The sequence below is a fragment of the Serratia sp. CY32780 genome, assembly GCF_052169135.1.
GTDB lineage: Bacteria > Pseudomonadota > Gammaproteobacteria > Enterobacterales > Enterobacteriaceae > Serratia > Serratia sarumanii.
The window spans coordinates 34620-59807 of record NZ_JBJNLI010000009.1 but is presented as its reverse complement, the minus strand read 5'-3'; the positions used below and the strand labels follow the sequence as shown (position 1 = coordinate 59807).

At 61.9% G+C, this 25188-nt stretch carries 19 protein-coding genes and 1 riboswitch; of the genes, 8 read left to right on the top strand and 11 right to left on the bottom strand.

Going from position 1 to position 25188, the window contains the following annotated elements:
* Positions 1 to 179: 179 nt before the first annotated feature.
* The 3 genes from panS to ACJ8HH_RS23510 all read right to left on the bottom strand — a co-directional run bounded on the left by panS (position 180) and on the right by ACJ8HH_RS23510 (position 4771).
* Positions 180 to 1097 (bottom strand): ketopantoate/pantoate/pantothenate transporter PanS, encoded by a 918-nt coding sequence (panS, locus tag ACJ8HH_RS23520; protein ID WP_060452115.1) that lies wholly within the window; start codon positions 1095 to 1097, stop codon positions 180 to 182.
* Positions 1098 to 1239: 142 nt separating this feature from the next.
* Positions 1240 to 2607 carry a lysine-sensitive aspartokinase 3 gene (gene lysC / locus ACJ8HH_RS23515; protein ID WP_033649702.1) on the bottom strand — a complete coding sequence of 456 codons (1368 nt, stop codon included), beginning with the start codon at positions 2605 to 2607 and terminating at the stop codon, positions 1240 to 1242.
* A 108-nt stretch (positions 2608 to 2715) separates the two neighbouring features.
* Positions 2716 to 2910: riboswitch (Lysine riboswitch) on the bottom strand.
* A gap of 52 nt (positions 2911 to 2962) precedes the next feature.
* Complete coding sequence (locus ACJ8HH_RS23510) at positions 2963 to 4771, bottom strand: cation:proton antiporter (RefSeq protein ID WP_033636220.1); 1809 nt, start codon at positions 4769 to 4771, stop codon at positions 2963 to 2965.
* 228 nt (positions 4772 to 4999) lie between these two features.
* Between ACJ8HH_RS23510 and pgi the strand changes: the two genes are divergently transcribed.
* Positions 5000 to 6646 (top strand): glucose-6-phosphate isomerase, encoded by a 1647-nt coding sequence (pgi, locus tag ACJ8HH_RS23505; protein WP_060427040.1) that lies wholly within the window; start codon positions 5000 to 5002, stop codon positions 6644 to 6646.
* A gap of 61 nt (positions 6647 to 6707) precedes the next feature.
* On the opposite strand, the gene ACJ8HH_RS23500 is transcribed toward pgi, so the two are convergent.
* Entirely contained in the window at positions 6708 to 8141 is a 1434-nt protein-coding gene (locus ACJ8HH_RS23500; RefSeq protein ID WP_033636218.1) for a capsule assembly Wzi family protein, read from the bottom strand.
* A 225-nt stretch (positions 8142 to 8366) separates the two neighbouring features.
* On the opposite strand from ACJ8HH_RS23500, the gene psiE reads away from it, so the two are divergent.
* Positions 8367 to 8774 carry a phosphate-starvation-inducible protein PsiE gene (gene psiE, locus ACJ8HH_RS23495; protein ID WP_033636217.1) on the top strand — a complete coding sequence of 136 codons (408 nt, stop codon included), beginning with the start codon at positions 8367 to 8369 and terminating at the stop codon, positions 8772 to 8774.
* 88 nt (positions 8775 to 8862) lie between these two features.
* On the opposite strand, the gene malG is transcribed toward psiE, so the two are convergent.
* The 3 genes from malG to malE are packed head-to-tail and all read right to left on the bottom strand — an operon-like array spanning position 8863 to position 12593.
* Positions 8863 to 9753 (bottom strand): maltose ABC transporter permease MalG, encoded by an 891-nt coding sequence (gene malG / locus ACJ8HH_RS23490; RefSeq protein ID WP_021505147.1) that lies wholly within the window; start codon positions 9751 to 9753, stop codon positions 8863 to 8865.
* A gap of 11 nt (positions 9754 to 9764) precedes the next feature.
* Positions 9765 to 11342, bottom strand: a complete 1578-nt coding sequence (gene malF, locus ACJ8HH_RS23485) for a maltose ABC transporter permease MalF (RefSeq protein WP_060437093.1) — start codon at positions 11340 to 11342, stop codon at positions 9765 to 9767.
* 57 nt (positions 11343 to 11399) lie between these two features.
* Positions 11400 to 12593 (bottom strand): maltose/maltodextrin ABC transporter substrate-binding protein MalE, encoded by a 1194-nt coding sequence (malE, locus tag ACJ8HH_RS23480; RefSeq protein ID WP_060452116.1) that lies wholly within the window; start codon positions 12591 to 12593, stop codon positions 11400 to 11402.
* A gap of 358 nt (positions 12594 to 12951) precedes the next feature.
* On the opposite strand from malE, the gene ACJ8HH_RS23475 reads away from it, so the two are divergent.
* The 4 genes from ACJ8HH_RS23475 to malM all read left to right on the top strand — a co-directional run bounded on the left by ACJ8HH_RS23475 (position 12952) and on the right by malM (position 17353).
* Positions 12952 to 13923: an alpha-amylase family glycosyl hydrolase gene (locus ACJ8HH_RS23475; protein ID WP_033638605.1), complete on the top strand. Its 972-nt coding sequence runs from the start codon at positions 12952 to 12954 to the stop codon at positions 13921 to 13923.
* A complete protein-coding gene (gene malK / locus ACJ8HH_RS23470; protein ID WP_033636214.1) occupies positions 13916 to 15025 on the top strand; it encodes a maltose/maltodextrin ABC transporter ATP-binding protein MalK in 1110 nt (369 codons plus the stop codon). The genes ACJ8HH_RS23475 and malK overlap by 8 nt, the downstream gene beginning before the upstream one ends.
* Before the next feature lie 32 nt (positions 15026 to 15057).
* Positions 15058 to 16347 (top strand): maltoporin, encoded by a 1290-nt coding sequence (locus ACJ8HH_RS23465; protein WP_033649704.1) that lies wholly within the window; start codon positions 15058 to 15060, stop codon positions 16345 to 16347.
* A gap of 100 nt (positions 16348 to 16447) precedes the next feature.
* Positions 16448 to 17353 carry a maltose operon protein MalM gene (malM, locus tag ACJ8HH_RS23460; protein WP_039569669.1) on the top strand — a complete coding sequence of 302 codons (906 nt, stop codon included), beginning with the start codon at positions 16448 to 16450 and terminating at the stop codon, positions 17351 to 17353.
* Between the two features lie 55 nt (positions 17354 to 17408).
* On the opposite strand, the gene ACJ8HH_RS23455 is transcribed toward malM, so the two are convergent.
* Genes ACJ8HH_RS23455 through ACJ8HH_RS23445 form a run of 3 tightly spaced genes read right to left on the bottom strand, consistent with a single transcriptional unit; the run spans position 17409 to position 20822 of the window.
* Positions 17409 to 18392, bottom strand: coding sequence for a nucleoside hydrolase (locus tag ACJ8HH_RS23455; RefSeq protein ID WP_039569666.1), 984 nt, complete (start codon positions 18390 to 18392; stop codon positions 17409 to 17411).
* A gap of 21 nt (positions 18393 to 18413) precedes the next feature.
* Positions 18414 to 19415 (bottom strand): LacI family DNA-binding transcriptional regulator, encoded by a 1002-nt coding sequence (locus ACJ8HH_RS23450; RefSeq protein WP_060452117.1) that lies wholly within the window; start codon positions 19413 to 19415, stop codon positions 18414 to 18416.
* Between the two features lie 24 nt (positions 19416 to 19439).
* Positions 19440 to 20822 (bottom strand): MFS transporter, encoded by a 1383-nt coding sequence (locus ACJ8HH_RS23445; protein ID WP_033654718.1) that lies wholly within the window; start codon positions 20820 to 20822, stop codon positions 19440 to 19442.
* A 392-nt stretch (positions 20823 to 21214) separates the two neighbouring features.
* On the opposite strand from ACJ8HH_RS23445, the gene ubiC reads away from it, so the two are divergent.
* Positions 21215 to 21730: a chorismate lyase gene (ubiC, locus tag ACJ8HH_RS23440; protein WP_033636208.1), complete on the top strand. Its 516-nt coding sequence runs from the start codon at positions 21215 to 21217 to the stop codon at positions 21728 to 21730.
* A 17-nt stretch (positions 21731 to 21747) separates the two neighbouring features.
* Complete coding sequence (ubiA, locus tag ACJ8HH_RS23435) at positions 21748 to 22620, top strand: 4-hydroxybenzoate octaprenyltransferase (RefSeq protein WP_060452118.1); 873 nt, start codon at positions 21748 to 21750, stop codon at positions 22618 to 22620.
* 65 nt (positions 22621 to 22685) lie between these two features.
* Here the strand turns inward: ubiA and plsB are convergent, their stop codons facing one another.
* On the bottom strand, positions 22686 to 25151 hold the full coding sequence (plsB, locus tag ACJ8HH_RS23430) for a glycerol-3-phosphate 1-O-acyltransferase PlsB (RefSeq protein WP_033649708.1): 2466 nt from the start codon (positions 25149 to 25151) through the stop codon (positions 22686 to 22688).
* Between the last annotated feature and the right edge of the window lie 37 nt (positions 25152 to 25188).

Genomic DNA, 25188 nt, shown 5'->3' with positions numbered 1-25188 from the left:
AAAAAAAGTAGAACGTCTCTTCCTCTTGCCAACATTATCGGCATGGATAGGAAGAATCTGAATTTTTATTTTTCACGGATGATAGGGTATGAGGGGAATTATGACAATCCGACCAGTGGGAAATACGAAATTTCTCAGGAAAGAAAAGGGACGCAATTGTTTGCGTCCCTACAGGCGGTTTATTTTTTCTTGATGGGGCGGCCGGACCAATAGCCCGCCAGCAGCGAACCGGAAAGGTTGTGCCAGACCGAGAACAGCGCACCCGGCAGCGCGGCCAGCGGTGAGAAGTAGATTTTGCCCAGCGTGGCCGCCAGCCCGGAGTTCTGCATGCCGACTTCGATCGCCAGCGTGCGGCAGGTGGATTCGTCGAAGCCGAACAGCTTGCCGCCCCAATAGCCGCTCAGCAGACCGATGCCGTTGTGCAGGATCACCGCGACGATCACCACCAGACCGACCGAGGCGATATGGTTTTGGCTGCCCGCCACCACCGCGCTGATGATCGCCAGGATGCACACCATCGACAGCGCCGGCAGCAGCGGCTCGATGCGTTTCACCGCCTTGGTCAGGGTATGGTGGACGATCAGGCCCAGGCCGATCGGGATCACCACGATCTGCAGAATGCTCAGCAGCATGCCCATGATATCGACGCTGATTTCGGCGTCGACGTACAAACGGGTCAGCAGCGGCGTGGCGAACACGCCCACCAGCGTCGAGACCGCCGAGATGGTCACCGACAGCGCCACGTCACCCTTGGCCAGATAGATCATCACGTTGGAGGCGGTGCCGCTGGCCACGCTGCCCACCAGCACCATGCCGGCGGACAGATCCGGCGGCATGCGGAACAGCATCGCCAGGATCCAGGCCGCCAGCGGCATGATCAGATAGTGCAGGAAGATGCCGGCCGCCACCGGGCCGGGGCGCGCCAGCACGCGTTTGAAGTCGTCCAGCCGCAGCGTAACGCCCATGGCGAACATGATCAGCATCAGCAGCGGGCTGACGTAGGGGCCGATGCCGGTAAAGGTGGTCGGCGTGTAATAGGCGGCGACGGACAGCAGTATCGCCCACAGGGGGAATAAACGCGTGAGTAATGCCAACATGCAGGTTTTCCTTAGCCAGATTGAGAACGGTGGGTGTGGTTGTGTTTTTTGCGGGTTCAACATGCTGAACCCCTGCCGGTTTTGAACGGATTTTTTAGACGCAGGGGCGCAGCGTGCTGCGCCCGCAATCGGGGATAATGACTTATTCGAACAGGTTGTGATGCAGGGTACGCACCACCTGTTCGGCTTCTTCGCCCGGCACCAGGAAGCACAGGTTATAGCTGCTGGCGCCGTAGCAGATCAGGCGGATATTGAACGGATCGAGCACGCCGAACACCTCTTTGCCCACGCCGCAGGCGCGCGACAGCTGGTTGCCGATGATCGCCACCAGCGCCAGGTTTTCTTCCACTTCCACCCGGCACAGCGACGACAGCTCGGTCAGCAGCGAGGTGGTCAGCAGGCTGCCGCCAACGGAGGTGGCGCCGGTGGTGTCCATGGTCAGCGCAATGCTGACCTCCGAGGTGGTGATCAGATCGACGGAGACGTTGTGGCGCGCCAGAATGTTGAACACCTCCGCCAGGAAGCCGCGCGCGTGCAGCATGTTCAGGCTGTGCAGCGTCAGCAGCGTTTGCTTGCGACGCAGCGCCAGCGCACGGAACAGCGGCGGATTCTCGGTGGTGTTGCACACCAGCGTGCCGCCGGCCGCCGGATCCTTGCTGGAGCCGACGAACACCGGAATGTCGCTGCGCACCGCCGGCAACAGGGTGGCCGGATGCAGCACCTTGGCGCCGAAGGTGGCCATTTCCGCCGCCTCTTCGAAACCGATTTTGTCGATGCGCTTGGCCGCCGGCACCACGCGCGGATCGGTGGTGTAGATGCCCGGCACGTCGGTCCAGATATCTACCCGGCCAACGCCGAGCGCCTCGCCGAGCAGCGCGGCGGTATAGTCGCTGCCGCCGCGGCCGAGCGTGGTGGTGCGGCCTTTCGGCTCGCTGCCGATAAAGCCCTGGGTGACCACCAGCGCTTCCTGCAGGCGCGGCTGCAACTGCGCCCGGGCCAGTTCGCTGAGCGCGGCGCTGTCCGGCACGGCGCGGCCGAAGTGATCGTCGGTGCGCATCACTTTGCGCACATCGAACCATTCGGCCTGCACGTTGCGGGCGCGCAGGATTTCAACGAACAGCAGGGTGGACATCAGCTCCCCATGGCTGACCAGTTCGTCGGTCAACGCCGTCGAGGTGGCCAGCGACGCGGCTTCCGACAGCATGGCGATGTTTTCCAGCAGGCGGTCGATCTCTTCGCGGATCACCGCCGGCGCCGTGAGGCGATCGAGGATGGCGTACTGGATGCGGCGGATCTCATCAAGCCGGTAGTTGCGCTTGTCGGCCTCGCAACCCTCGGCCAGGGCGACCAACAGGTTGGTGACGCCCGCCGAGGCGGACAACACCACCAGGCGGACCTGCGGGTTGGCCAGCACGACGTCGGCGCTGCGGTTCATGGCTTCAAAGTCGGCGACGCTGGTGCCGCCGAATTTGGCTACCACGGTGGAATTCTGGGGTGCTGCTTGGTTCATCTAGAAACCTCGTGTCAGGGATGCCCGTTTGGGGGCACTGTAACTCCATAGCCTTGGCACAAGGGGAGAGCGGTAAACAGGGGGCAGGCGTAGAGGTCAGGCTACGATACACCCAGAAGCGCCCCACCTTGTCGATCGCCCTGCGGGCGATCCCCTGGTGACAACCCAGGGGATTCAGCCCCTGTAGTCGATAGGATAATGGCCGGCCATTATCCTACCTCGGCGTCGCTCCCCCTCGGGTGCCGTCAACGGAGAAACGGCTCCTCTGACACTCTACCTGGGCGACGCGCCTCTTCTGGCTTGCGCACCGGGTGCGCAAGTAGGCTGTTAGGAATAGCCGGTTATCGCCATTCTGTCAACGTACAGACGGTGAGGGATTTTCATCTTGCACCAGCGCGATAAGCGTACAGGGCATCGCGGGCGTGGAACCGGCGCCAATCGGTTGCAGAGAACCGTCTTCCTTTTGGCTGAATAACGGAATAACGCCCTGATGTTTCTCCAAATACTCCAGCCAACCGAAATTTTCGTTCAATTTGGTCGCTTTGATGGTGGCTCCCCTGGCGAGCAGGCTGCTCAGGCGGCCGTAGGTGGCTTCCTGATTAAATAAAATTTCATGCCGGCGGAAACGCGAGCTTTCCGCGCTGGCGCCGCGCCCTTTCAGCGGCGCACCCGAACGGATGGCAAACACGTGATCCTCGCCGAAGAGATGACCGAAGTGGTAGACCGCCAGCGCGTTCTGGTGGCGATTGGGCGACAGCGCCAGCACCTGGGCGATATTGCTCAGATCGAGATAGTTCTCGGCGTGTTCGGAGTAGGCGTGGCCATAGTAGGCCGGGATGCCTTCCATGCGCGCCTGGCGGTAGTATTCCCAGCTGCTGTCGGTGACGATTACCGGCACGTTTAGCTTGATCAGCGCCTGCGCCAGCATGCGCGCCACGCTGTTGGCGCCGACGATCAGCACGCCGCGCGGCTTTTGCTGCTGCACCCGCAGCCAGCGCGCCATCATCCCGCTGGTCAGGCTTTGCAGCACCACGGTGCCGATGATGATGGCGAACACCACGGTCACCAGCCGGTCGGCGCCCTGGTAGCCGCTGCGCTGCAGCGTCAGCGCGAACAGCGAGCTGACCGCCGCGGCGACGATGCCGCGCGGGGCGATCCAGCACAGCAACAGCCGATCGCGCCAGTGCAGGGAAGAGCGCCAGGTCGACACCGCGATGCACAGCGGCCGGGCGATGAACTGCACCACCAGCAGCAGCAGGAGCAGCGGCCAACCCATGTTCCACAGCGCCTGGATATCGAGCCGCGCCGCCAGAATGATGAACAGCGCCGAGATCAGGATCGCCGACAGCTCCTCTTTGAACGCCAGAATATCGCTGGTGTCCACGTCGCGCATGTTGGCCAGCCAGATGCCCATCACCGTGACGGTCAGCAGGCCGGATTCGTCGGCGATGGCGTTGGAAACGCCGAAGGCGGTCAGCATGATCGCCAGCACCGCCAGGTTCTGCAGGTAGCGCGGCAGCCAGACGCGGCGCAGCGCCAGGCCGAGCAGGTAGCCGAACAGCGCGCCGGCGATCAGGCCGACGGCGGCGGTCATGCCCAGCGTCCAAAACAGATGGGTATAGGACTCCGCATTCTGTTTCAGCACGATGAATTCGAACACCAGCAGGGTGAAGATGGCGCCGACCGGATCGATGACGATCCCTTCCCAGCGCAGCACCTGGTTAATGTTGGCGTTTGGCCGCACCACGCGCATCAGCGGGGCGATCACCGTCGGCCCGGTCACCACCGTCACCGCGCCGATCAGAGCCGCCAGCTCCGGCGGGAAATCCAGCAGCCACCAGCTGGCGAGGCTGATGACCAGAAAGGTGACCAGCATGCCGACGGTGACCAGATTGCGCACCACGCCGCCGAGGCCGCGTATCTCCTCGAAACGCAGCGTCAGCGCCCCTTCGAACAGGATGATCGCCACCGACAGCGACACCAGCGGAAACAGCAGATCGCCGAACAGCAGATCCGGCTGCACCAGATGCACCGTCGGGCCGAGCACGATGCCGAACAGCAACAACGGCAAAATGGCCGGCAGGCGCAGCAGCCAGGCCAGCCACTGCGCCAGCAGCGACGCCAGGCCGATAAGCACCAACATGAGCGGGGCAGATAATTCCATAAGCGAGATCCCTTTCAAATGACGAAATAAGCAACAATGACACAGCCTGATGACAATTCGGCAACCCCGATAACAGGCCGTTAGCCAAAAGTATAGAGTGAAAGCTGAAACGAGGCGGCACTGCGTTGACAGTTAGCGCCTATCGCAAGAAAAGAGATCATAATCACAGTCGAACAGGCTACAATCGGACAACGCGTCATTTTTATTCTCAAGCCTAAGAGTGTTGCTATGAAAAATATCAATCCTAGTCAAACCGCTGCTTGGCAAGCCCTGCAGCAACATTATGCACAGATGAAAGACGTACGGATCGCCGACCTGTTCGCCCAGGACAGCGATCGTTTCTCCAGGTTCTCCGCGACCTTCAACGACCAAATGTTGGTGGACTATTCCAAGAACCGTATCACGCAGGAAACCCTGGAGAAGCTGCAGGCGCTGGCGAAAGAAACCGATCTGCAAGGCGCCATCAAATCGATGTTCGCCGGTGAGAAAATCAACCGCACCGAAGATCGCGCGGTGCTGCACATTGCCCTGCGCAACCGCAGCAACAGCCCGATCCTGGTCGACGGCAAAGACGTGATGCCGGAAGTGAACGCGGTGCTGGCCAAGATCAAACAGTTCTGCGCGCGCGTCATCGGCGGCGAGTGGAAAGGCTACACCGGCAAACCGATCACCGACGTGGTGAACATCGGCATCGGCGGTTCGGATCTCGGCCCTTACATGGTGACCGAAGCGCTGCGCCCGTATAAAAACCACCTGAACATGCACTTCGTCTCCAACGTCGACGGCACCCATATCGCCGAAACGCTGCAGTCGCTGAACCCGGAAACCACGCTGTTCCTGGTGGCCTCCAAAACCTTCACCACTCAGGAAACCATGACCAACGCCCACAGCGCGCGCGACTGGTTCTTGAGCAGCGCCGCCGATCAACAACACGTGGCCAAGCACTTCGCCGCGCTGTCCACCAACGGCAAAGCGGTGGCCGAGTTCGGCATCGATACCGACAACATGTTCGAATTCTGGGACTGGGTAGGGGGCCGTTACTCCCTGTGGTCGGCGATCGGTCTGTCGATCGCGCTGTCCATCGGTTATGACAACTTCGAGCAGCTGCTGAGCGGCGCGCACGCCATGGACAAGCACTTCGCCGAAACGCCGGCGGAGAAGAACCTGCCGGTGCTGCTGGCGCTGATCGGTATCTGGTACAACAACTTCTTCGGCGCCGAAACCGAAGCCATTCTGCCGTACGATCAGTACATGCACCGTTTTGCCGCTTACTTCCAGCAGGGCAACATGGAATCCAACGGCAAGTACGTCGATCGCAACGGCAATCCGGTGGATTATCAGACCGGCCCTATCATTTGGGGCGAGCCGGGCACCAACGGCCAGCATGCGTTCTACCAGCTGATCCACCAGGGCACCAAGCTGGTGCCTTGCGACTTCATCGCGCCGGCCATCAGCCATAATCCGCTGGGCGATCATCACGCCAAACTGCTGTCCAACTTCTTCGCTCAGACCGAAGCGCTGGCGTTCGGCAAGTCGCTGGACGTGGTGGAGGCCGAGTTCGCGGCGCAGGGTAAAACCCCTGAGCAGGTCAAGCACGTGGCGCCGTTCAAAGTGTTTGAAGGCAACCGCCCGACCAACTCGATCCTGCTGCGCGAAATCACCCCGTTCAGCCTGGGCAGCCTGATCGCGCTGTACGAGCACAAGATCTTCACCCAGGGCGCGATCCTGAACATCTTCACCTTCGATCAGTGGGGCGTGGAGCTGGGCAAACAGCTGGCTAACCGCATCCTGCCGGAGCTGGCGGGCAGCGAGAAAATCAGCAGCCACGACAGCTCGACCAATGCGCTGATCAACCGCTTCAAGGAATGGCGCTAAGCGCCTGAGCTGAAGCCAATAAAAAACCCGCCGCGGCGGGTTTTTTTACGTCTGCAAAAAATTACAGGTTGATCGGCACTTCGAAGCTGACGCCGGCGCCCACGTCGTCGGCGGTGCTGTGATCGCTGTTGGTGTACCACAGGCTGGTATCGAATTTAACCTGAGAATCGAAGCTGTAACCCCAGCCGAGCTGAATGCCTTTCAGCGTATCGGAACGCGGGAACGCCCGGTTGATGGTTTGGTTGTTCGGATTCACCTTGGCGTACACCAGACGGGTGCTCCAACGCTGGCCGTCGTCCAGCACCATTTCCACGCGGCCGGACAGCATCTGACCGTCGCCGCCCATCGCATGGCCCAGCGGGTAACCTTGCTGGTAGTAACCGCCCCGATAGATGTAGTGGTTGTACATCACGTTGTTGGCGTTGCCGTTAGAGCGGGTATCAGTACCTTCGATATGCCAGTTGATCGTGGTCGGGCCCCATTCCGGATGGCCTTCAAGCCCCAGCATGTAGGCGTTATGCGAAGGCAACATGCCTGCTTCATCTTCACCGGTGATCTGGCCATACAGGCTGACCGGCATGCCGATGAGCGGCTGCAGCTTGAGTTTGAAGTCAAAACCGCCCAACTGGTTGCCCGGATCGTTTTTCGGATCGCCGGTATTGTCGTTGCCGGTGACGCCATCCCAGAAGGAACTCCAGGAGTGCGGACGGCCATCACCACCCCACATCATGACGCGCGAAGCGCCCAACTCCAGGAAGTCGGTCGGCATCATGGTCAGGCGGCCACCGATCAGCTTGGTGTCCGGCACGGCAGCGTACTGCGACAGCTGGCCGGCGGACAACTGGTATTGCCAGCGGCCGATCCACGACAGCCACGGGGTTTCAAACGGCGATTGGTCGGCGCGCTGCAGCATAAAGCCGGCCACCGGGCGCGCGGCGTCGGAGCGGATCAGGCTGCCGTCGTAGCCCGGGCCCCACCACTGGGAAACCTCGCCGAAGGAGAGCCATTGGTTCCAGATTTTCACCGCGCCGTAGGAGCCGTTCATGTTGAATTTGGAGCCGTCGCTGACGCGCTGATCGCCTTCCACCGAGCCCTGCAGACGCACGTCCCAGAACTCGCCGTTGGCGCCGGCGCCGATGGTCAGGCGATCGTCGGCGTATTCGTTTTGGCCGAAGCCCTGCGGGGTGCCGGGTTTATCGGTCGAGGCGTAACCGCTGACGCGAATGTTGGCTTTCAGGGCATCGACGCGGCGTTGTACGCGGTCGATAACGTTTTTCTCGGTGTTGGTCACCGGCTTGGCCTGCGCGATAACGGAGCTGATCTCTTCCTGGCTCAGCGGCCAGGTGGACAGGCTGACGTTGATGACGCCGCGGTCAGACAGCCAGGCGAGATCGTTACGCAGATCGTTGTCAGGGGCTACCAGGCCGGCGGCGTGGCCGGACAATGCACAGGTAAACAGGCCCGCAGCGACCAGTCCGTTAAGTTTAGCGCGCATAAAGAATTCCCTTGTTAATTCGAGGTTATTGGTTTTATGTAAAGATCTCTGTGTCCCATGATAGTTGACATTTCGATTTGCTACAAATCTATAGGTCAGAAACATCTTATTATAACGTGATGAATTAAATGGGGTTTAAAGTGCTTTCGCGAGGGGTGGAATTTTTAGGACAATGCCTATATTGGCACGGTTGAATCATATACGCGGTATTCAGAGAGAGGTTTTATGGCAAAAACGTCGCGTTCGATAATGATAGCGAAGGGGCTGCAGCGGGTGCTGAACGTGGGCTTGCTGCTGCTGGCGGCCATTCTGGTGGTGTTTCTGGTCAAGGAAACCCTCCATCTGGCGAAGGTGTTATTTATCAACAGCGAAGAGTCGTCCTCTTACCTGTTGATTGAAGGCATTGTGATTTATTTCCTGTACTTTGAATTTATCGCCTTGATCGTCAAGTATTTTGAGTCGGGTTATCATTTCCCGCTGCGCTATTTTATTTACATTGGCATTACCGCGATTATTCGTTTGATTATCGTGGATCACAAAAACCCCATCGATACCCTGATCTACGCCGCGGCGATATTGGTGCTGGTGGTGACGCTTTATCTGGCCAACACCGATCGGCTGAAACGGGAGTAGCGGAGATAAAAATGGCGGCCAGAGGCCGCCAAAGACACAGGATTACCGCTATCGTGGAAAGACATCAAACGCACTGCAGTGGCACAAATTACCCCTTCACGCCGCCGGCCGTCAGGCCGCCAACCAGCCAGCGCTGCGCCAGCAGGAACACGGCGGTAATCGGTATCGCCGACAGCACCGCGGCGGCGGCGAAGTCGCCCCACAGGTAGTTCTGCGGGTTGAGATATTGCTGCATCCCCACCGCCAGCGTGTAGCTGTTCACATCGCGCAGCAGCAGCGATGCCACCGGCACTTCGGTGATGGCGGCGATAAACGACAGAATGAACACCACCGCCAGAATCGGCACCGACAGCGGCAGCAACACCAGACGGAACGCCTGCCACGGCGTGGCGCCGTCCAGCGCCGCCGCCTCTTCCAGCGAGTTGTCGATGGTTTCGAAATAGCCCTTGATGGTCCAGACGTGCAGCGCGATGCCGCCCATGTAGGCGAAGATCACGCCGCCGTGGGTGTTCAGGCCGATAAACGGAATGTACTGGCCCAGGCGATCGAACAGGGCATACAGCGCCACCAGCGACAGCACCGCCGGGAACATCTGGAAGATCAGCATGCTTTTCAGCAACGTGCTCTTGCCGCGAAAGCGCATGCGGGCGAAGGCGTAGGCGCAGGTGGTAGACAGCGTCACGATGCCGATGGCGGTGATCGCCGCGATCTTGACTGAGTTCCATAGCCACAGCAGCACCGGGAACGGCGGCGGCGTCACGCTGCCGTCGGCGTGGGTGACGCTAAAGCCGAGCGCCAGCCGCCAGTGATCCCAGGAGAGGGTTTCCGGTATCAGGCTGCCGGTGGCGAAGTTGCCGGAGCGCAGCGAAATGGCGACCACCATCAGCAGCGGGAACATGATCAGGGCGATAAAGCACAGCATCAAAATATGGGTGATCCACAGGCGCAGGCGCTGGGATTTGGGTTGAACCATGGCCATCGTCATTCTCCCTAATCGAAGTTCATCTTGCTGGCTTTCAAATTCAGGATCGCCAGCGCGCCCACCAACAGGAAGATCAGCGTGGCGATGGCGGCCGCCAGCCCGAAGTCTTGCCCGCCGCCGCCTTCGAAGGCGATGCGGTAGGTGTAGCTGACCAACAGATCGGTATAGCCGGCCGGCGTCGTGGTGCCGATCATGTCCGGGCCGCCGTTGGTCAGCAGCTGGATCAGCACGAAGTTGTTAAAGTTGAAGGCGAAGCTGGCGATCATCAGCGGCGTCAGCGGCTTGATCAGCAGCGGTAAGGTGATGCGGAAGAAGTTTTGCCACGGGTTGGCGCCGTCCATCGCCGAGGCCTCGTACAGATCGTCCGGGATCGCCTTCAGCAGCCCCATGCACAGGATCATCATGTACGGGTAGCCGAGCCAGGTGTTGACGATCAGGATCATGCTCTTGGCGGTGAGCGGATCGCTGAACCAGGCCGGTTTGATGCCGAACAGATGGCTGAGCATCATGTTGATCTCGCCGAAGCTCTGGTTGAACAAACCTTTGAAGATCAGGATCGAGATGAATGACGGCACCGCATAGGGCAGGATCAGCAGCACGCGGTAGATCGCCTTGCCTTTCAGCGCCTCCCACTGCACCACGCAGGCCAACACCATGCCGACCGCCACGGTGAGGATCACCGTCATCACCGAGAACACGATGGTCCAGATGAAGATCGACACGAACGGTTTCTTGATGCCCTCGTCCTGCAGCACCCGCAGGAAGTTCTTCCAGCCGGTGGTGACGGTATAGCCTGGGCTCAGGGTTTCCGGCGCCCAGCCGCCGTCGGCGTTGATCGCCTGATAGAAGCCGGTGTCGCCGTTCGGCCGATAGCGCACCTGGGTCTGGTTATTGGTCAGCGTGCTGCCGTCTTGGTCCAGCGCATACAGCGGGCGGGTGCCGGAGAACTGGCGCAGGGAGCTCATGCGCAATTCACCGCCGTCGGGCAGCTGCGCCACCAGCTGGCTCAGCGCCTGCCGGTTTTGGGTGATCACCCGCAGCGTGGCGCGCTCGCCCTGCGGCGCGGCGCTCTGCGCCGTCAGTTTCAGGGTTTGCGGCGCGGCGGCGTCGAGGCGGAAAGGCTCGGAGATCAGCGGTGCTTCGCCGTCCGGCGGCGTCAGCTGCAGGCGCCACTGCTGGTTTTCCGCCGGGTAGAGGCCGAAGGTAAAGGTTTTGCCGCTCTGGAACTGGCGCTGCATCAGCACCGATTGCGCGCGCTCGAAGGTCAGCTGGTTGGTGCTGCTGTAGTTGGTGAAGGCGATGGCGATGGTGCAAATCAGCGGGAACAGGACGAACAGCCCCATGCCGGCGACGCCGGGATACACATAGCGCCAGGCGTAGGCGCGGCGGTTGGCGAAGACGTAAAGCCCGGCGCTGACCAGGATCAGCGTCAGGATGGCGAACAGGTATTCACCCTGTGCATACATCAACACAATCAGGTAGCAGGTCACCAGGCTGAACAGGCTGACTACCAGCCATTTCAGCGCGTCGCTTTGCCACCACTTCGATTTTTTACGCGCAGGCGTCCCGGCGTGAGCGAATTGCATAGGGCGTTCCTTTCTGTGAAGCAACGGCGGGGCACCGTGGCACCCCGCACGACGTCGTTACTTGGTGATGCGGGTCTGCACGTCGTCCAGCGCGGCTTTCACCGTCTGACGGCCGCTGACGGCGTTGATCACCGCACTGCGTTCGGCGTACCAGAAGGCGCTCATCTGCGGGATGTTCGGCATGATTTCCCCGTTTTGCGAGTTCTGCATGGTGGCGGCGATCTTCGGATCTTTGGCCAGCGTTTCCTGGTAGGACTTCAGCGCCACCGCGCCCAGCGGCTTGTCTTTGTTGACGTCCGCCAGCCCTTCGTTGGTCAGCAGGTAGTTCTCGAGGAACTCGGTCGCCAGCTCTTTATTCGGGCTGGCGGCGTTGATGCCGGCGGTCAGCACGCCGACGAACGGCTTGGACGGTTTGCCTTTGAAGGTCGGCAGCAGCGTCACGCCGTAGTTGATTTTGCTCTGCTCGATGTTGTTCCAGGCCCACGGCCCGTTGATGGTCATCGCGGTCTGGCCTTTGTTGAACGCGGCTTCGGCGATTGAGTAGTCGGTATCGGCGTTGATGTGCTTGTTTTTCACCAGATCGACGATGAACTGCAGGCCGGCCTGCGAACCGGCGTTGGCAACGCCGACATCCTTGATGTTGTATTTGCCGTTTTCATACTTGAAGGCATAACCGCCGTCGGCGGCGATGATAGGCCAGGTGAAGTAGGGTTCCTGCAGGTTCCACATGATGGCGCTCTTGCCGTTGGCGCGCAGCTGCTTGTCCAGCGCCGGGATCTCTTCCCAGGTCTTCGGCGGCTGTTTGACCAGGTCTTTGTTGTAAATCAGCGACAGCGCCTCGACGGCGATCGGGTAGCCAATCAGCTTGCCGTCATAACGCACGGCGTCCCAGGTGAACGGGAACAGCTTGTCCTGTAAGGCTTTGGACGGGTGGATTTCGGCCAGCAGGCCGGACTGCGCATAGCCGCCAAAGCGGTCGTGGGCCCAGAAAATGATGTCAGGGCCATCGCCGGTGGCGGCCACCTGCGGGTATTTTTCTTCCAGCTTGTCCGGGTGTTCGACGGTGACCTTGATGCCGGTGTCTTTTTCGAATTTCTTGCCGACTTCGGCCAGGCCGTTATAGCCCTTGTCGCCGTTGATCCAGATAACCAGTTTGCCTTCCTCGATCTTGGCGAAGGCGGAAGAAGAGAGCACCAGGGTGGCCAGTGCCGAGAGCGCCAGCGTGCGGGCGAGGGTAATGCTGCGAGTCATAATCCAGTCCTTCTTTTTGTGGGCACATAAATCAAGGAGTGACGTTTCGCGGTAATAGTGGGTCACAACGCGACATATTCTCATCCTCCCCCCCTCTACGCCCCTGAGATGAGGAGTGTGATCCAGTTAACGTTGCGCTCTATTCTGTGGCGTCAGGCACAAAATAGGGGGGCGATTTTTGCCAGACGGATCACAGATTTGCCTTAAGCGCGGAACTTCTCATCGCCGCGGTCGTTCTCTCATCCTCCCGCCTCCTCCCCCATGAAAAATCCTGTTACGGATGATTACCCTTTCCGGCGACTCCCGCACTATCGGCCCATTGATTTTTAACGCCACGCGCAGCAGGGATACCGGATTTATGTCGTCAATGCCTATCGCCACTCAGCCCACCCTGTACCGGATCCATCCGGCCAGTTTCCGTGACGGAAACGGGGACGGCGTAGGCGACGCGCACGGCATGCTGGCGGCGCTGCCGTACCTGAAAGCGCTGTCGATCGACGGCCTGTTGCTGCCGCAGACGCTGGCGCCGGAGGCCGAGGCGACGGTGACGGCCGAAGGGCTGACGCTGTGGTATGGCGATGAAGCCAACCGCGTTCGCAATGCCGTCGCGCCGCAGCGGTTCGTCCACGGCGCGCTGGCGCTGGACGTGATGCCGTTCAGCGCGGAGAAGCTGGTGGCGGTGCTGCACGCCCGCCGCGCCACGTTGGCGGACAGCCTGTGGAGCACCGGCGACGCCGATCAGCCAAGAGTGGTCAGCCGCTGGGGGCAGGGCGACCTGCGTTCCGCCGCCGCCTTTTTGACGCTGTTGGCGATGTTGCCGGCGCCGATCTGCCTGTACCAGGGCGAGGAACTGGGGCTGCCGCATGCCGCCGGGCTGCAGGATCCGCGCGGCGCGCAAACGCCGATGCCGTGGCATGAAGCCCCCGAACAGGTCACCGCCGGCGAAATCAGCTGGTATCAACAGGTGGCGATCGAACACCGCGCATTGGCCATCAGCCGCCAACAGCACGACAGCCACTCCACCTTACGTTACTGCCAGGCGCTGTTGGCCCTGCGCCGTTCGCCGCTCATCCAGCGTGGCGAATTGAACGCGATCAGCCAGCGGGACGGCGTGGTGCGCTTACTTATTACCCATCAGGATCAATGCCTTGAAGCGCTGATAAACCTGCAGCCTTATACTCAGGCGGCCGCGCCGTCTGAGGCGACCTTGCCGTTGGCATGGCAGCACGGCGCGCAGCAAGAGGGTCATCAATGGGTTTTGGCGGGCTTTGCTTCCGCCATTTTCACACGACATGTTAACTGCGAAAGCAGGGGAGTAACGCATGGCTAGCGTGACACTGCGCAGCGTTTATAAGGCCTTCGGTGAGGCCGTGATTTCCAAAGACGTCAATCTGACCATCGAAGACGGCGAGTTTGTGGTGTTTGTCGGGCCGTCGGGCTGCGGTAAATCGACGCTGCTGCGCATGATCGCCGGGCTGGAGGACATCACCTCCGGCGACCTGCTGATCGGCGAGAAACGCATGAATGAGGTGCCGCCTTCCGAGCGCGGCATCGGCATGGTGTTCCAGTCCTACGCGCTGTATCCGCACCTGTCGGTGGCGGACAACATGTCGTTCGGCCTGAAGCTGGCCGGCGCCAGGAAAGCGGAAATCAATCAACGGGTGAATCAGGTTTCCGAGGTGCTGCAGCTGGCGCACCTGCTCGATCGGCGGCCGAAGGCGCTGTCCGGCGGGCAGCGTCAGCGCGTGGCGATCGGCCGCACGCTGGTGGCCGAGCCGGACGTGTTCCTGCTCGACGAACCGCTGTCCAACCTCGACGCCGCGCTGCGGGTGCAGATGCGCATCGAGATTTCCCGTCTGCACAAGCGCCTGCAGCGCACCATGATTTACGTCACCCACGATCAGGTCGAAGCGATGACGCTGGCCGACAAGATCGTGGTGCTAGACGCCGGTCGCGTGGCGCAGGTCGGCAAGCCGCTGGAATTGTACCACTACCCGGCCAACCGCTTCGTCGCCGGGTTTATCGGCTCGCCGAAGATGAACTTCCTGCCGGTCAAGGTGACCGCGGCGCAGCCGCAACAGGTGCAGGTCGAACTGCCCAACCGCCAGCTGGTCTGGCTGCCGGTGGAAGGCGAGGGCGTTCAGCCCGGCGCCAACCTGTCACTGGGCATTCGCCCTGAACATCTGCTGCCCGGCGAAGCCTCAGAAGTGCGGCTTACCGGCGACGTACAGGTGGTGGAGCAGCTCGGCAACGAGACGCAAATCCACATCCAAATCCCGGCCATCCGTCAAAACCTGGTGTACCGCCAGAATGACGTGGTGCTGGTAGAAGAAGGTGCCACATTCGCCATCGGCCTGCCGCCTCATCGTTGCCACCTGTTCCGTGAAGACGGTACGGCATGTAAACGGCTGCACCAGGAGCCGGGCGTTTAAAGCATCAAAGTCGGTATAACAGGAGAATAATGATGACTACTCTGCGCAAACTTCCTCTGGCACTGGCTGTCGCCGCCGGTGTTCTCTCTACTCAGGCGCTGGCCGTGGATTTTCACGGTTATGCCCGTTCCGGCATCGGCTGGACCGGCAGCGGCGGTGAGCAACAGTGCTTCAAGGCCACCGGCGCCGCGAGCAAATACCGTCTCGGCAACGAATGCGAAACCTATGCCGAGCTGAAGCTGGGGCAGGAAGTGTGGAAAGAAGGCGACAAGAGCTTCTATTTCGACACCAACCTGGCCTATTCGGTCTCGCAACGTTCCGACTGGGAAGACGTGACCCCGGGCTTCCGCGAAGTCAACGTGCAGGGTAAAAACCTGATCGACTGGCTGCCGGGCTCCACGCTGTGGGCCGGTAAGCGCTTCTATCAGCGTCATGACGTTCACATGATCGACTTCTACTACTGGGATATCTCCGGCCCGGGCGCCGGTCTGGAAAATATCGATCTGGGCTTCGGCAAGCTGTCCGCCGCCGTGACCCGCAACTCCGAATCCGGCGGCTCTTACGGCTACCTGGATAACGAATGGAAACAGCGCCCAACCGTCAACGACACCTTCGACCTGCGTCTGGCCGGCCTGGAGCTGAACCCGGGCGGCACGCTGGAGCTGGGCGTGGACTACGGCCGCGCCAATGCGCAGGATAACTATCGCCTGGCCGACGGCGCCAGCAAAGACGGCTGGATGTTCACCGCGGAACACACGCAGAGCATCCTGAACGGTTACAACAAGTTCGTGCTGCAGTACGCCACCGACTCGATGACCTCGCAGAACAACGGCCGCAACGAAGGCGCCACCATCGATAACAACGGCAAGATGATCCGCGTGCTGGATCACGGCGCCATCGACTTCAACGATCAATGGGCGCTGATGTACGTCGCCATGTTCCAGGACATCGACCGCGATAACAACAACGGCACCACCTGGTACACCGTGGGCGTGCGCCCGATGTACAAATGGACGCCGATCATGAGCACCCTGCTGGAAGCCGGCTATGACAACGTCAAATCCCAGCGCACCGGCGATCGCAACGGCCAGTATAAAGTGACCCTGGCGCAGCAGTGGCAGGCGGGCAACAGCATCTGGTCGCGTCCGGCCATCCGCCTGTTCGCCACCTACGCCAAGTGGGATGAGAAGTGGGGTTACGCCACCGGCGACGACACCGGGTATAACACCGGCACCGCTTACAACGACACCAGCATGCATACCTTCAGCCGCGGCAAGGATGACGAAGTCACCTTCGGCGCCCAGATGGAAATTTGGTGGTAACGACGACAGGGCGGGGAGGGCCATCGGCTCTCCCCCAACCGTATTCGCCGCGGCCGGATCTCTTGCCTGATCCGCCGCGGCGCTGAAAGAGGATATAACGATGAAAAAGAATCTGCTGTCACTCTGCCTGTCGCTGGCGCTGACCGTCGGCGCGCCTTTGGCGGCCAACGCCGAGACGCCAGCCAACGTTTCCGTCGCGCCGGCCATCAGCGCCGCCACGCTGCAAAGCCTGCCGTGGCAGCCGCTGCAGCCGCCGGTGTCGCAAGAGGTGAAGCTCGACGCCGTCAGCCCGCAGCTCAATCAGGGCGAAATTCAGGGGGCGATCGCCGCCTATACGCTGCCGGCCGATCGCGGTTCGCTGGAAGTGACGCTGAGCAGCCTCGCCAAAAACAATTCGCTTTATGCGCCGAGCGTGCTGGTGCTGGATGAGCATCTGCGCCCGGCGGCGTATTACCCGAGCAGCTATTTCCCGTATCAGCCGCCGGGGGCGATGTCCTCCGATCGCCTCGAAGGCACGCTGAAACTGACGCCGGCGCTCGGTCAAAAACAGATTTACCTGCTGGTGTACACCACCCACCAGGACTTGGCGAAAACCACGCAGCTGACCAACCCGGCCAAGGCCTACGCGCAGGGCGTGGGCAACGCGGTGCCGGATATCCCGGATCCGATCGCCGGCCACGCGACGACCGGCACGCTGAAGCTTAAGGTGACCGCGGAACAGGGCACCGGCAACGTGATGATCGGCATGCTGCAGCCTGCGCCGACCGTGGCGCCGGTGGTGGTGGGCTCGACCGCACCGGCCGCCGTGGCGGCGCCTGCGCCTGCGCCGGAGAAACCGGCGGAGCCGATGCTCAACGATACCGAAAGCTACTTCAATAACGGCATCAAGCAGGCGGTGAAGGCGGGCGATATCGACAAGGCGCTGAAGCTGATGAATGAGGCCGAGAAACTGGGCTCGACCACCGCGCGTAAAACGTTTATCAGCAGCGTTAAAGGCAAGGGGTAACACCCGGCGCTGCCGATGCTGGCTCGATGATTGGTGCGCTTTGGCGCACCTTTTTTCATCCGCGGGCCAGCGTTGCGCCGATCAACGCCAGCAGACGGGCGTTGTCCACCTGCTGCATGACGCGCACCGGCTTGCCCTGCGGCGCCGGCATGCCGACCGTCAGGCGCAGGCTGTCCGGCCGCCAGCGGCGTGAGCTGCCGCGCGTCAACGCCCCTTCCAGCGCCACATCCACATGAAACATCTCGGTGGTGACCAGCTGCGGCGCCAGCAGCCAGGCGATCACCAGCGCATCATGGATCCAGCAGCCCGGCAGGCGCCGCGTATGGCGCGAATAGTCGATCCACGGCTGCGTCGTGGCGCGCAAATAGCGGCACAGCGGGGTATCCGGCTGGGTCAACGCGGCCAGATCCGCCTGGGTCAGCATGGTCTGGGTGGTGACGTCCAGCGGCGCCAGCGTGATAGCGGCGCCGCTGTTCAACACCAGCCGCGCCGCTTCCGGATCCAGGCCGAAATTGGTGTCCTTGATATATCCCTCAACGTTGAACACGCCGCCCATGATCACGATCTCTTTCACCGCCTGCGCCATCTGCGGGTAAAGCTGCATGGCGTGCGCAACGTTGGTCAGCGGGCCGATCGCCGCCAGCGTGATCTCGCCGGGATGCCGGCAGATCAGTTCGCCGATGGCGATGGCGGCGTCCGGCGCGGGCGCGTTGGCCAGCGAGGGCGCGGGCAGGTCACGCCACAGCGCCGCCAGCTTAGGATCGGCGATCGGGCGGTCCAGGTGTGCGCGCCACGGCTCCGGCGGTTCGCTCAGGGCGCGCGCCGCGCCGAGGGCGACCGGCACCTGATAGCCGCTCTGCGCCAGCAGGTCGGTAGCGACGGCGAAGCCCACTTCGCGCGGGGTGTTGCCGGCCACGATGCTGATCAACTCCAGCTGCAGCTGCGGTTTGGCTGCCAGCGCCAGGGCCAGCGCCAGGCCGTCGTCGACGTTGGCGCCGGGAACGCCGTTGCCGGGATCGCAATCAATGATTAAACGCATATAAGGTGTCCTGAAAAACCGCTAACAGCCGCACGAACGGCGGATGCGCAGTTGAAAAGCGAATTCATGCAGCTCGGCGGGCGCGGCACCGGCGGCCAGCATGGCGATGGCCCGCTTGGCCATGGCGTCGATCGGCTGCTCGACCGCGCTGAGTGGCGGCACGCTGAATTCGGATTGCTGTGTGCCGTTAAAACAGATCAGCGCCAGATCGTCCGGCGCGCGCAGCCCATGCTCCGCCAGCGCCGACAGGCAGCCGAGCGCCTGCTGCTCGTTGGAGGTGAAAACGGCGCGCGGGCGCGGGCCTTGCACCAGGCGCTGGGTGGCCTGGTAACCGCCCTGGCGGGTGTAAGGCGCTTCGAAAATCCACGCGTCGCGTGGCGCGATGCCCGCCTCCAGCAGCGCATCGCGCCAGCCGTTCAGGCGATCCTGCGCGTTGAGCATGGTCAGCGGACCGATAAAAATGCCGATGTCGCGATAGCCGTGCTGCAGCAGATGGCGGGTCGCCTGGCAAGCGGCGTCGCGCTCGTCGACGCGGATGGCGCAAACGCCGGCCTGGCTGTCGATGGTGTCTATCATCACGCAGGGAGTGCCGGAAGCGCGGATCAGATCGAACCACGGGTGGCGATCGACGCTGGTGTACAGCAGGCCATCGACCTGGCGGCGCAGCAGGTTGTTGATAAGCTCATACTCGCGCTGACGATCGTCGCCGGCATCGCCCAGCAGCAGCACGCGGCCGCGGCTGAAGGCTTCCTGCTGCAGCGCCCGCGCCAGGGTGGCGAAGAACGGGTTGGAAATATCCGGCACCACCAGCCCGTAGGTTTGCGTGCTACCGGAGGCCAGCGCCCGCGCGATGTCGTTCGGCCGGTAGCCGGTCTGCTCGATCGCCGCCAGCACGCGCAGCCGGGTGGCTTTCGCCACCGGGCGCGGGCCGTTGTTGATCACGTAGCTGACCACGGCGACGGAGGTGCCCGCTACGCGGGCCACGTCGGCGCGGGTAACGCGTCGCGCGGAGTGATTATCCAAATTGAGATCCTGTTCGCCTTCTCGCTACGCGGCATCCTGCGGCAGATTGAGATCGCGGCCGCGGGTTTCGGGAGCAAAGAAGGTGGTGATTAAGCCGATGCCCGCCATTACAACAAAATAGGCGGCGACAGGCCACCAGTGACCGAAGCCGGAGAGCAGCGCGGTGGCGATCAGCGGCGCGGTGCCGCCGGAGAGGATCGAGCCGAGCTCCTTGGCGAACGCCATCTTGGAGTAGCGGTTCTTCACGCCGAACAGTTCGACGCCGTAGGCCGCCTGCACGCCGAAGATCCCCAGCGATGCGATGCACATGCCGACCACGATCACCGAGATGACGATCGCCGGTTCACGGCTGTCGAGCAGCCAGAACGCCGGGAAGGCGTACAGCACCAGCAGCAGGCAGAACCAGCGGTAGGTGACGCGGCGGCCGAAGCGATCGGACAGCCAGCCGGCCAGCGGGATCACCAGAAAACCGCACAGCGAGGCGATCAGCACCGCCAGCGCCGGCACCGATTTATCGACCATCAGCACCTTGGCGACGTAGCCGACGATAAAGCCCTGGCACAGATAGGAGGGGCCGTTTTCGCCGATGCGCAGGCCGAGCATCACCCAGAACGCTTTGGTGCGCTGCAGGTAGCTGCGTGAGTCCGGCGCGGCCTGAGCGGCGTCCAGCATGCGCTGGTGGTTTTGTTGCAGCTCGCGCTCGAACACCGGCGTTTCGCGCACGTGACGGCGCAGGTACAGCGCCACCCCGGCGATCAGAATGCTGGCGAGGAACGGAATGCGCCAGCCCCAGCTCATCAGATCTTCCTTGTCGAGTTGCAGCACCAGCAGCCATACCAGCGACGCCAGCAGGGTGCCGCTGTTGGAGCCGATGGCGATGATCGAGGCCACCAGCCCGCGCCGCTTGGCCGGCGCGTATTCCGCCAGCATCACCGCGCCGCCGGACAGCTCCGCGCCGGCGCCGAATCCCTGCGCGAAGCGCAGGATCACCAGGCAGGTGGGCGCCCAGACGCCGATTTGCGCATAGGACGGGATCAGGCCGATCAGCGTGGTAGAAATGCCCATCAGCGCCACGGTGGTGATCAGCACCACGCGGCGGCCTTTGCGATCGCCGATCCAGCCGAACACCAGCGCGCCGATCGGCCGCGCGACGAAACCGACTGAGTAGGTAGCGAAGCTGGCCAGCAGAGCGACCAGCGGCGTGGCCTCGGGGAAGAACACATCGCCGAACACCATGCCGGCCGCCAGGCCGTACAGCGCGAAGTCGACGTATTCCATGGCGGTGCCGAGCCAGCAGGAGAAGGTGGCGCGCCAAAATTGGCTGCGCCCCTCTTTGGTTGCCAGGCGTTCATCGGCCGCCAGCGCGGCGTCGGCGGTCTGTGGAGTGGCAAGCGTTGTTTCGCTCATGACGGTGCTATCCTCTTTTGTTCTGCGCCTGGAGGGGCGCGGTTAAAGATGGTTTCCCTGGTGCCGGCAACAAAGGTGTGCCGACAAATGATGTCGGACGCATGGCGATTCAACGCTGCGGTGTCAGAGTATCTACGCGCGTAGATAAAACAACGCGACAAAGATGAAACTTTGCAGGCGATCACAGAATCGTCATCGTGCCGGGGAACGAAGATAGAGAATACGGATGGCAAAAAGATGACAGAACCCCGGTTTTTCCGGCCGATAGGCCTGCCGTTTTCGCCACGAATCAGCCTGCCGCTTTCGCATTTCTGCGCTACAATGGGAGCCTGTTAACAGTTTGTATCGTCTGGCGCGCCGTACCGGCTGCGGTTCAGGCGAGGAGTAAAGCAATGTCTGGCATCAGGGATTCCATCCTGCCGCCGCTGGAGTGGTTGTCCGAACAGGATCCTCCGGCGCCCGCCGCCGTCAGCGACTGGCTGATGGAGTTAGGCTCCATGACCCGCCGATTTGAACGCCATTGCGCCCAGGTGCGCGTCGAACCGCAGCGCGAATGCTTCGTCACGCGCGAGGCGCTGGGCGACGAGGCGAAGCACCTGCCCGACAGCCCGCGCTACTGGCTGCGCGAAGTGGTGCTGCTGGGCGACGACCAGCCCTGGCTGCTGGGGCGCACGGTGATCCCGGAAAATACGCTGACCGGCCCCGACCAGGCGCTGGTGGATCTGGGCACGCTGCCGCTGGGGCGCTACCTGTTCAGCAGCGGCGAGCTGACCCGCGACTATATTCATATCGGCCGGCAGGACGCGCTGTGGGCGCGCCGTTCACGGCTGCGGCTGGCGGGCAAACCGCTGTTGCTGACCGAACTGTTTTTACCGGCTTCGCCGCTGTATTCAGCGGTTCCTGCATAAGAGAGGAGAGCAAGACCTTGGAGGGAAGCGTGATTCAAAGTAAATGGCGGGCTTACAGCCATTTGATGCGCATTGATAAACCGATTGGCACGCTGTTGCTGCTGTGGCCGACGCTGTGGGCGCTGTGGCTGGCCGGGAAAGGCGTGCCGCCGCTGTCGATTTTGCTGGTGTTCGTGCTCGGCGTGTTCCTGATGCGCGCCGCCGGTTGCGTGGTGAATGATTACGCCGATCGCGCGGTGGACGGCTACGTGAAACGCACCGCCGGGCGGCCGATGCCGAGCGGCCGGGTGAGCGCGAAAGAGGCCAAGGTGCTGTTCGTGGTGCTGGTGCTGGTCTCGTTCTGCCTGGTGTTGACGCTCAATGCGATGACCATTTGGCTGTCGCTGGCGGCGCTGGCGCTGGCCTGGGCGTACCCGTTCATGAAGCGGGTGACCAACCTGCCGCAGTTCGTGCTGGGCGCCGCGTTCGGCTGGGGCATTCCGATGGGCTATGCGGCGGTCAGCGAATCGCTGCCGCTCAGCTGCTGGCTGCTGCTGCTGGCCAACATCTGCTGGACGGTGGCCTACGACACGCTGTATGCGATGGTCGACCGCGACGATGACCTGAAGATCGGCATCAAATCCACCGCTATCCTGTTCGGCCGTTATGACAAGCTGATCGTCGGGCTGCTGCAGTTCGCGACGCTGCTGCTGCTGGTGTGGGTCGGTTATCTGGCGCAGCTCGGCGGGGCGTTTTACTGGTCACTGCTGCTGGCGGGTGCGCTGTTCATTCACCAGCAGAAACAGATCGCCGGCCGCGAGCGCGAGGCCTGCTTCAAGGCCTTCCTGCAGAACAACTATGTAGGGCTGGTGGTGTTCATCGGCATCGCGCTGAGCTATCTGCCGACGTAACGCTTCCCTTCCGCAAGAAAAAAGGCACCCCGAGGGTGCCTTTTGTGTTTCCGCGCCGGGCGAAATCACTCGTCTTTCTCTTCTTCCGCATCGGATTGCGGCAGGGCATTGGTCTCTTCCGGCATGTTGACGCTTTCGATGGTCAGCTTGATCTCCGGCGTGATCAGATCGCTCAGCATGTTGTACACCTCGAGGGTGTGCTCGCGGATCGCATCGCCGCTGTCGTTGATATAGCCTTCTTCGCGCAGCGTTGCCACCAGGGTGGAGAACACCGCCTTGTCGAAGAATTCCGGCGCGTTGATGCCGTGCAGCACCGACAGACGCTGCGCCATGATGCGGCTCTCTTTCTCCAGCGCGCCGCGGTTGATGCTCGGGTTGGCGCTGAGGATCGACATGGTGATGGCGTAGCGTTGCAGGGTTTCGCGCACCCCGGCGGCCAGCAGCTGCAGCGGGCGAATGCGCGCCGGGTTCAGCACCAGCTCGTCGCCTTTGTCGCAGATCAGCTGTTGACGGATCAGCTCGTCGATCACCGGCCGCAGCACCTCCGGCAGCTGTTCCTTGTCGTTATGCAGGAACAGCTCGGCTTTCAGCATCGGATAGATCATGCCGATTTGGCGCAGCAGCTCGGCGCGCGATACCCGGCGGTGATGCATCACGATGCTGGCGATCAGCGACGGCAGCACCAGCAGGTGGTGGATGTTGTTGCGGTAATAGGTCATCAGCACCGCCTGCTCGCGCGGCAGGATGATGATGTCGCCGATGCTGTCCTTCTCCACCTCGAACTTGTTCATGTTCAGCGCGTGATCCAGCAGCTCGTCCGGCGTTTGCGTCGGCACGGTGACGTCACGCGCGTAAGGCGCGTTGCGCATCAGCTGCAGGTAGCACTCGAGCTGTTCGATCAGCTGCTCGCGGGTCAGCGAACGCTGACGCGAGGCCAGCAGCGCGGTGGAACACAGGTTCATGGCGTTGGCTGCGGCGGCGTTGTTGATGCGCACCATGATCTGGCCGGCCAGATCGTTGACCGTCGGCGTCAGCCAGCTTGGGCGCTGGGCTTCGATCGGATCGATCGACTCGCGCCACTGCGGCACGTTCTGGTTGAGGTAAGCCGTCAACGGCAGCGGTTCGCCGAAGTTGACGTAACCCTGGCCCAGGTTGCGCAGCTTGCGCAGGCCGCGCAGCATCTGCGGCAGGCTCTCTTTTTCCTTGGTGGCGCCGCGCAGCTCTTTGGCATAGGTACCCACTTCCATCACGTGCTCGTAACCGATGTAAATCGGCACCAGCGTGATCGGACGGGTGCCGCCGCGCAGCATCGCCTGGATGGTCATCGACAGGGTGCCGGTCTTCGGCTCCAGCAGGCGCCCGGTGCGGGAACGGCCGCCTTCCACGAAGTATTCCACCGAGTAACCGCGGGTGAACAGCTCGCCGAGGTATTCGCGGAACACCGTCGAGTACAGCTTGTTGCCCTTGAAGGTGCGGCGGATGAAGAACGCGCCCAGGCGACGGAAGATCGGGCCGGCCGGCCAGAAGTTGAGGTTGATGCCGGCGGCGATGTGTGGCGGCACCAGGCCCTGGTGATACAGCACGTAGGACAGCAGCAGATAGTCCATGTGGCTGCGGTGGCAGGGCACGTAGACGATCTCGTGGCCGTCCTGCGCCAGCTGGCGCACGCGCTCGGCGTTGGTGACGTTGATGCCCTGATACAGCCGGTTCCAGGTCCAGCTCAGCACGCGGTCGGACAGGCGCACGGTTTCGTAGGAGAAATCGGCGGCGATCTCTTCCATCAGCGCGATGGCGTTTTGCTGGGCCTTCTCGTGTGAGATCTTCTTGCTGCGCGCTTCGTCCTCGACCGCTTTTTCGATCGCTTTGGACGCCAACAGCTTGTTAAACAGATCCTGACGGGCCGGCAGGCTCGGGCCCACGGCGGCCAGGCGCTGACGCGAGAAGTGCATGCGCGCCACGCGCGCCAGTTTCTGCGCGATGGTTTTATCCGTTCCGTGTTCGGTGGCCATGCGGCGCAGCGAAACGGTGTTGGAGAAACGCACGAAGCTGTCGCGGCCGAGCCACAGCACGGCGAAGAATTTCTGCACGCCGTTCAACAGACGCAGGTGCGGCGTACCGTGGCCTTCGCGGCCCGGCGAGCGGCCGAACATCACCGAAACCGGCAGCATCTGAATGTCGAGATCCGGATTGCTGCGATGCAGATCCAGATAGTCGTGGAACAGCTTTACCGACTCTTCTTTCGGGGTGTAATAGCGGAACACGCGCGGGCCGTCGTGAATGAACACGTAGCTCGGCAGTACGGTGCCGTCGATCTCCAGCGAGTTGAGCGGATCGGGCAGATCCTGCGCCAGGCATTGGGTGCGCAGCGTCAGCAAATCCGCCTTGGAATTGTAAGGTAAAACATACAAAATCGGCCGTGAGGGATCCAACCCTAGCTCGGTAACCGGATCTGAAGGGATGACCTTACTTCTTACCAACAATTTAAGTGGTAAATTCAATATTTTATAATAAATTTTACGCCAACCTGACATAACAACGTGAAGCCTCTTGTTAGCAATGCGCCGCAAG

What these genes read in the sequence shown, in the direction of transcription:
- ACJ8HH_RS23475 (WP_033638605.1), top strand. Translation starts at nt 12,952, where the DNA reads ATGTCGTCAATGCCTATCGCCACTCAGCCCACCCTGTACCGGATCCAT.
- pgi (WP_060427040.1), top strand. Translation starts at nt 5,000, where the DNA reads ATGAAAAATATCAATCCTAGTCAAACCGCTGCTTGGCAAGCCCTGCAG.
- malF (WP_060437093.1), bottom strand. Translation starts at nt 11,342, where the DNA reads ATGCAATTCGCTCACGCCGGGACGCCTGCGCGTAAAAAATCGAAGTGG.
- malG (WP_021505147.1), bottom strand. Translation starts at nt 9,753, where the DNA reads ATGGCCATGGTTCAACCCAAATCCCAGCGCCTGCGCCTGTGGATCACC.
- ACJ8HH_RS23455 (WP_039569666.1), bottom strand. Translation starts at nt 18,392, where the DNA reads ATGCGTTTAATCATTGATTGCGATCCCGGCAACGGCGTTCCCGGCGCC.
- malE (WP_060452116.1), bottom strand. Translation starts at nt 12,593, where the DNA reads ATGACTCGCAGCATTACCCTCGCCCGCACGCTGGCGCTCTCGGCACTG.
- malK (WP_033636214.1), top strand. Translation starts at nt 13,916, where the DNA reads ATGGCTAGCGTGACACTGCGCAGCGTTTATAAGGCCTTCGGTGAGGCC.
- ACJ8HH_RS23465 (WP_033649704.1), top strand. Translation starts at nt 15,058, where the DNA reads ATGACTACTCTGCGCAAACTTCCTCTGGCACTGGCTGTCGCCGCCGGT.
- ACJ8HH_RS23510 (WP_033636220.1), bottom strand. Translation starts at nt 4,771, where the DNA reads ATGGAATTATCTGCCCCGCTCATGTTGGTGCTTATCGGCCTGGCGTCG.
- panS (WP_060452115.1), bottom strand. Translation starts at nt 1,097, where the DNA reads ATGTTGGCATTACTCACGCGTTTATTCCCCCTGTGGGCGATACTGCTG.
- ACJ8HH_RS23445 (WP_033654718.1), bottom strand. Translation starts at nt 20,822, where the DNA reads ATGAGCGAAACAACGCTTGCCACTCCACAGACCGCCGACGCCGCGCTG.
- psiE (WP_033636217.1), top strand. Translation starts at nt 8,367, where the DNA reads ATGGCAAAAACGTCGCGTTCGATAATGATAGCGAAGGGGCTGCAGCGG.
- ACJ8HH_RS23500 (WP_033636218.1), bottom strand. Translation starts at nt 8,141, where the DNA reads ATGCGCGCTAAACTTAACGGACTGGTCGCTGCGGGCCTGTTTACCTGT.
- malM (WP_039569669.1), top strand. Translation starts at nt 16,448, where the DNA reads ATGAAAAAGAATCTGCTGTCACTCTGCCTGTCGCTGGCGCTGACCGTC.
- plsB (WP_033649708.1), bottom strand. Translation starts at nt 25,151, where the DNA reads ATGTCAGGTTGGCGTAAAATTTATTATAAAATATTGAATTTACCACTT.
- ubiC (WP_033636208.1), top strand. Translation starts at nt 21,215, where the DNA reads ATGTCTGGCATCAGGGATTCCATCCTGCCGCCGCTGGAGTGGTTGTCC.
- lysC (WP_033649702.1), bottom strand. Translation starts at nt 2,607, where the DNA reads ATGAACCAAGCAGCACCCCAGAATTCCACCGTGGTAGCCAAATTCGGC.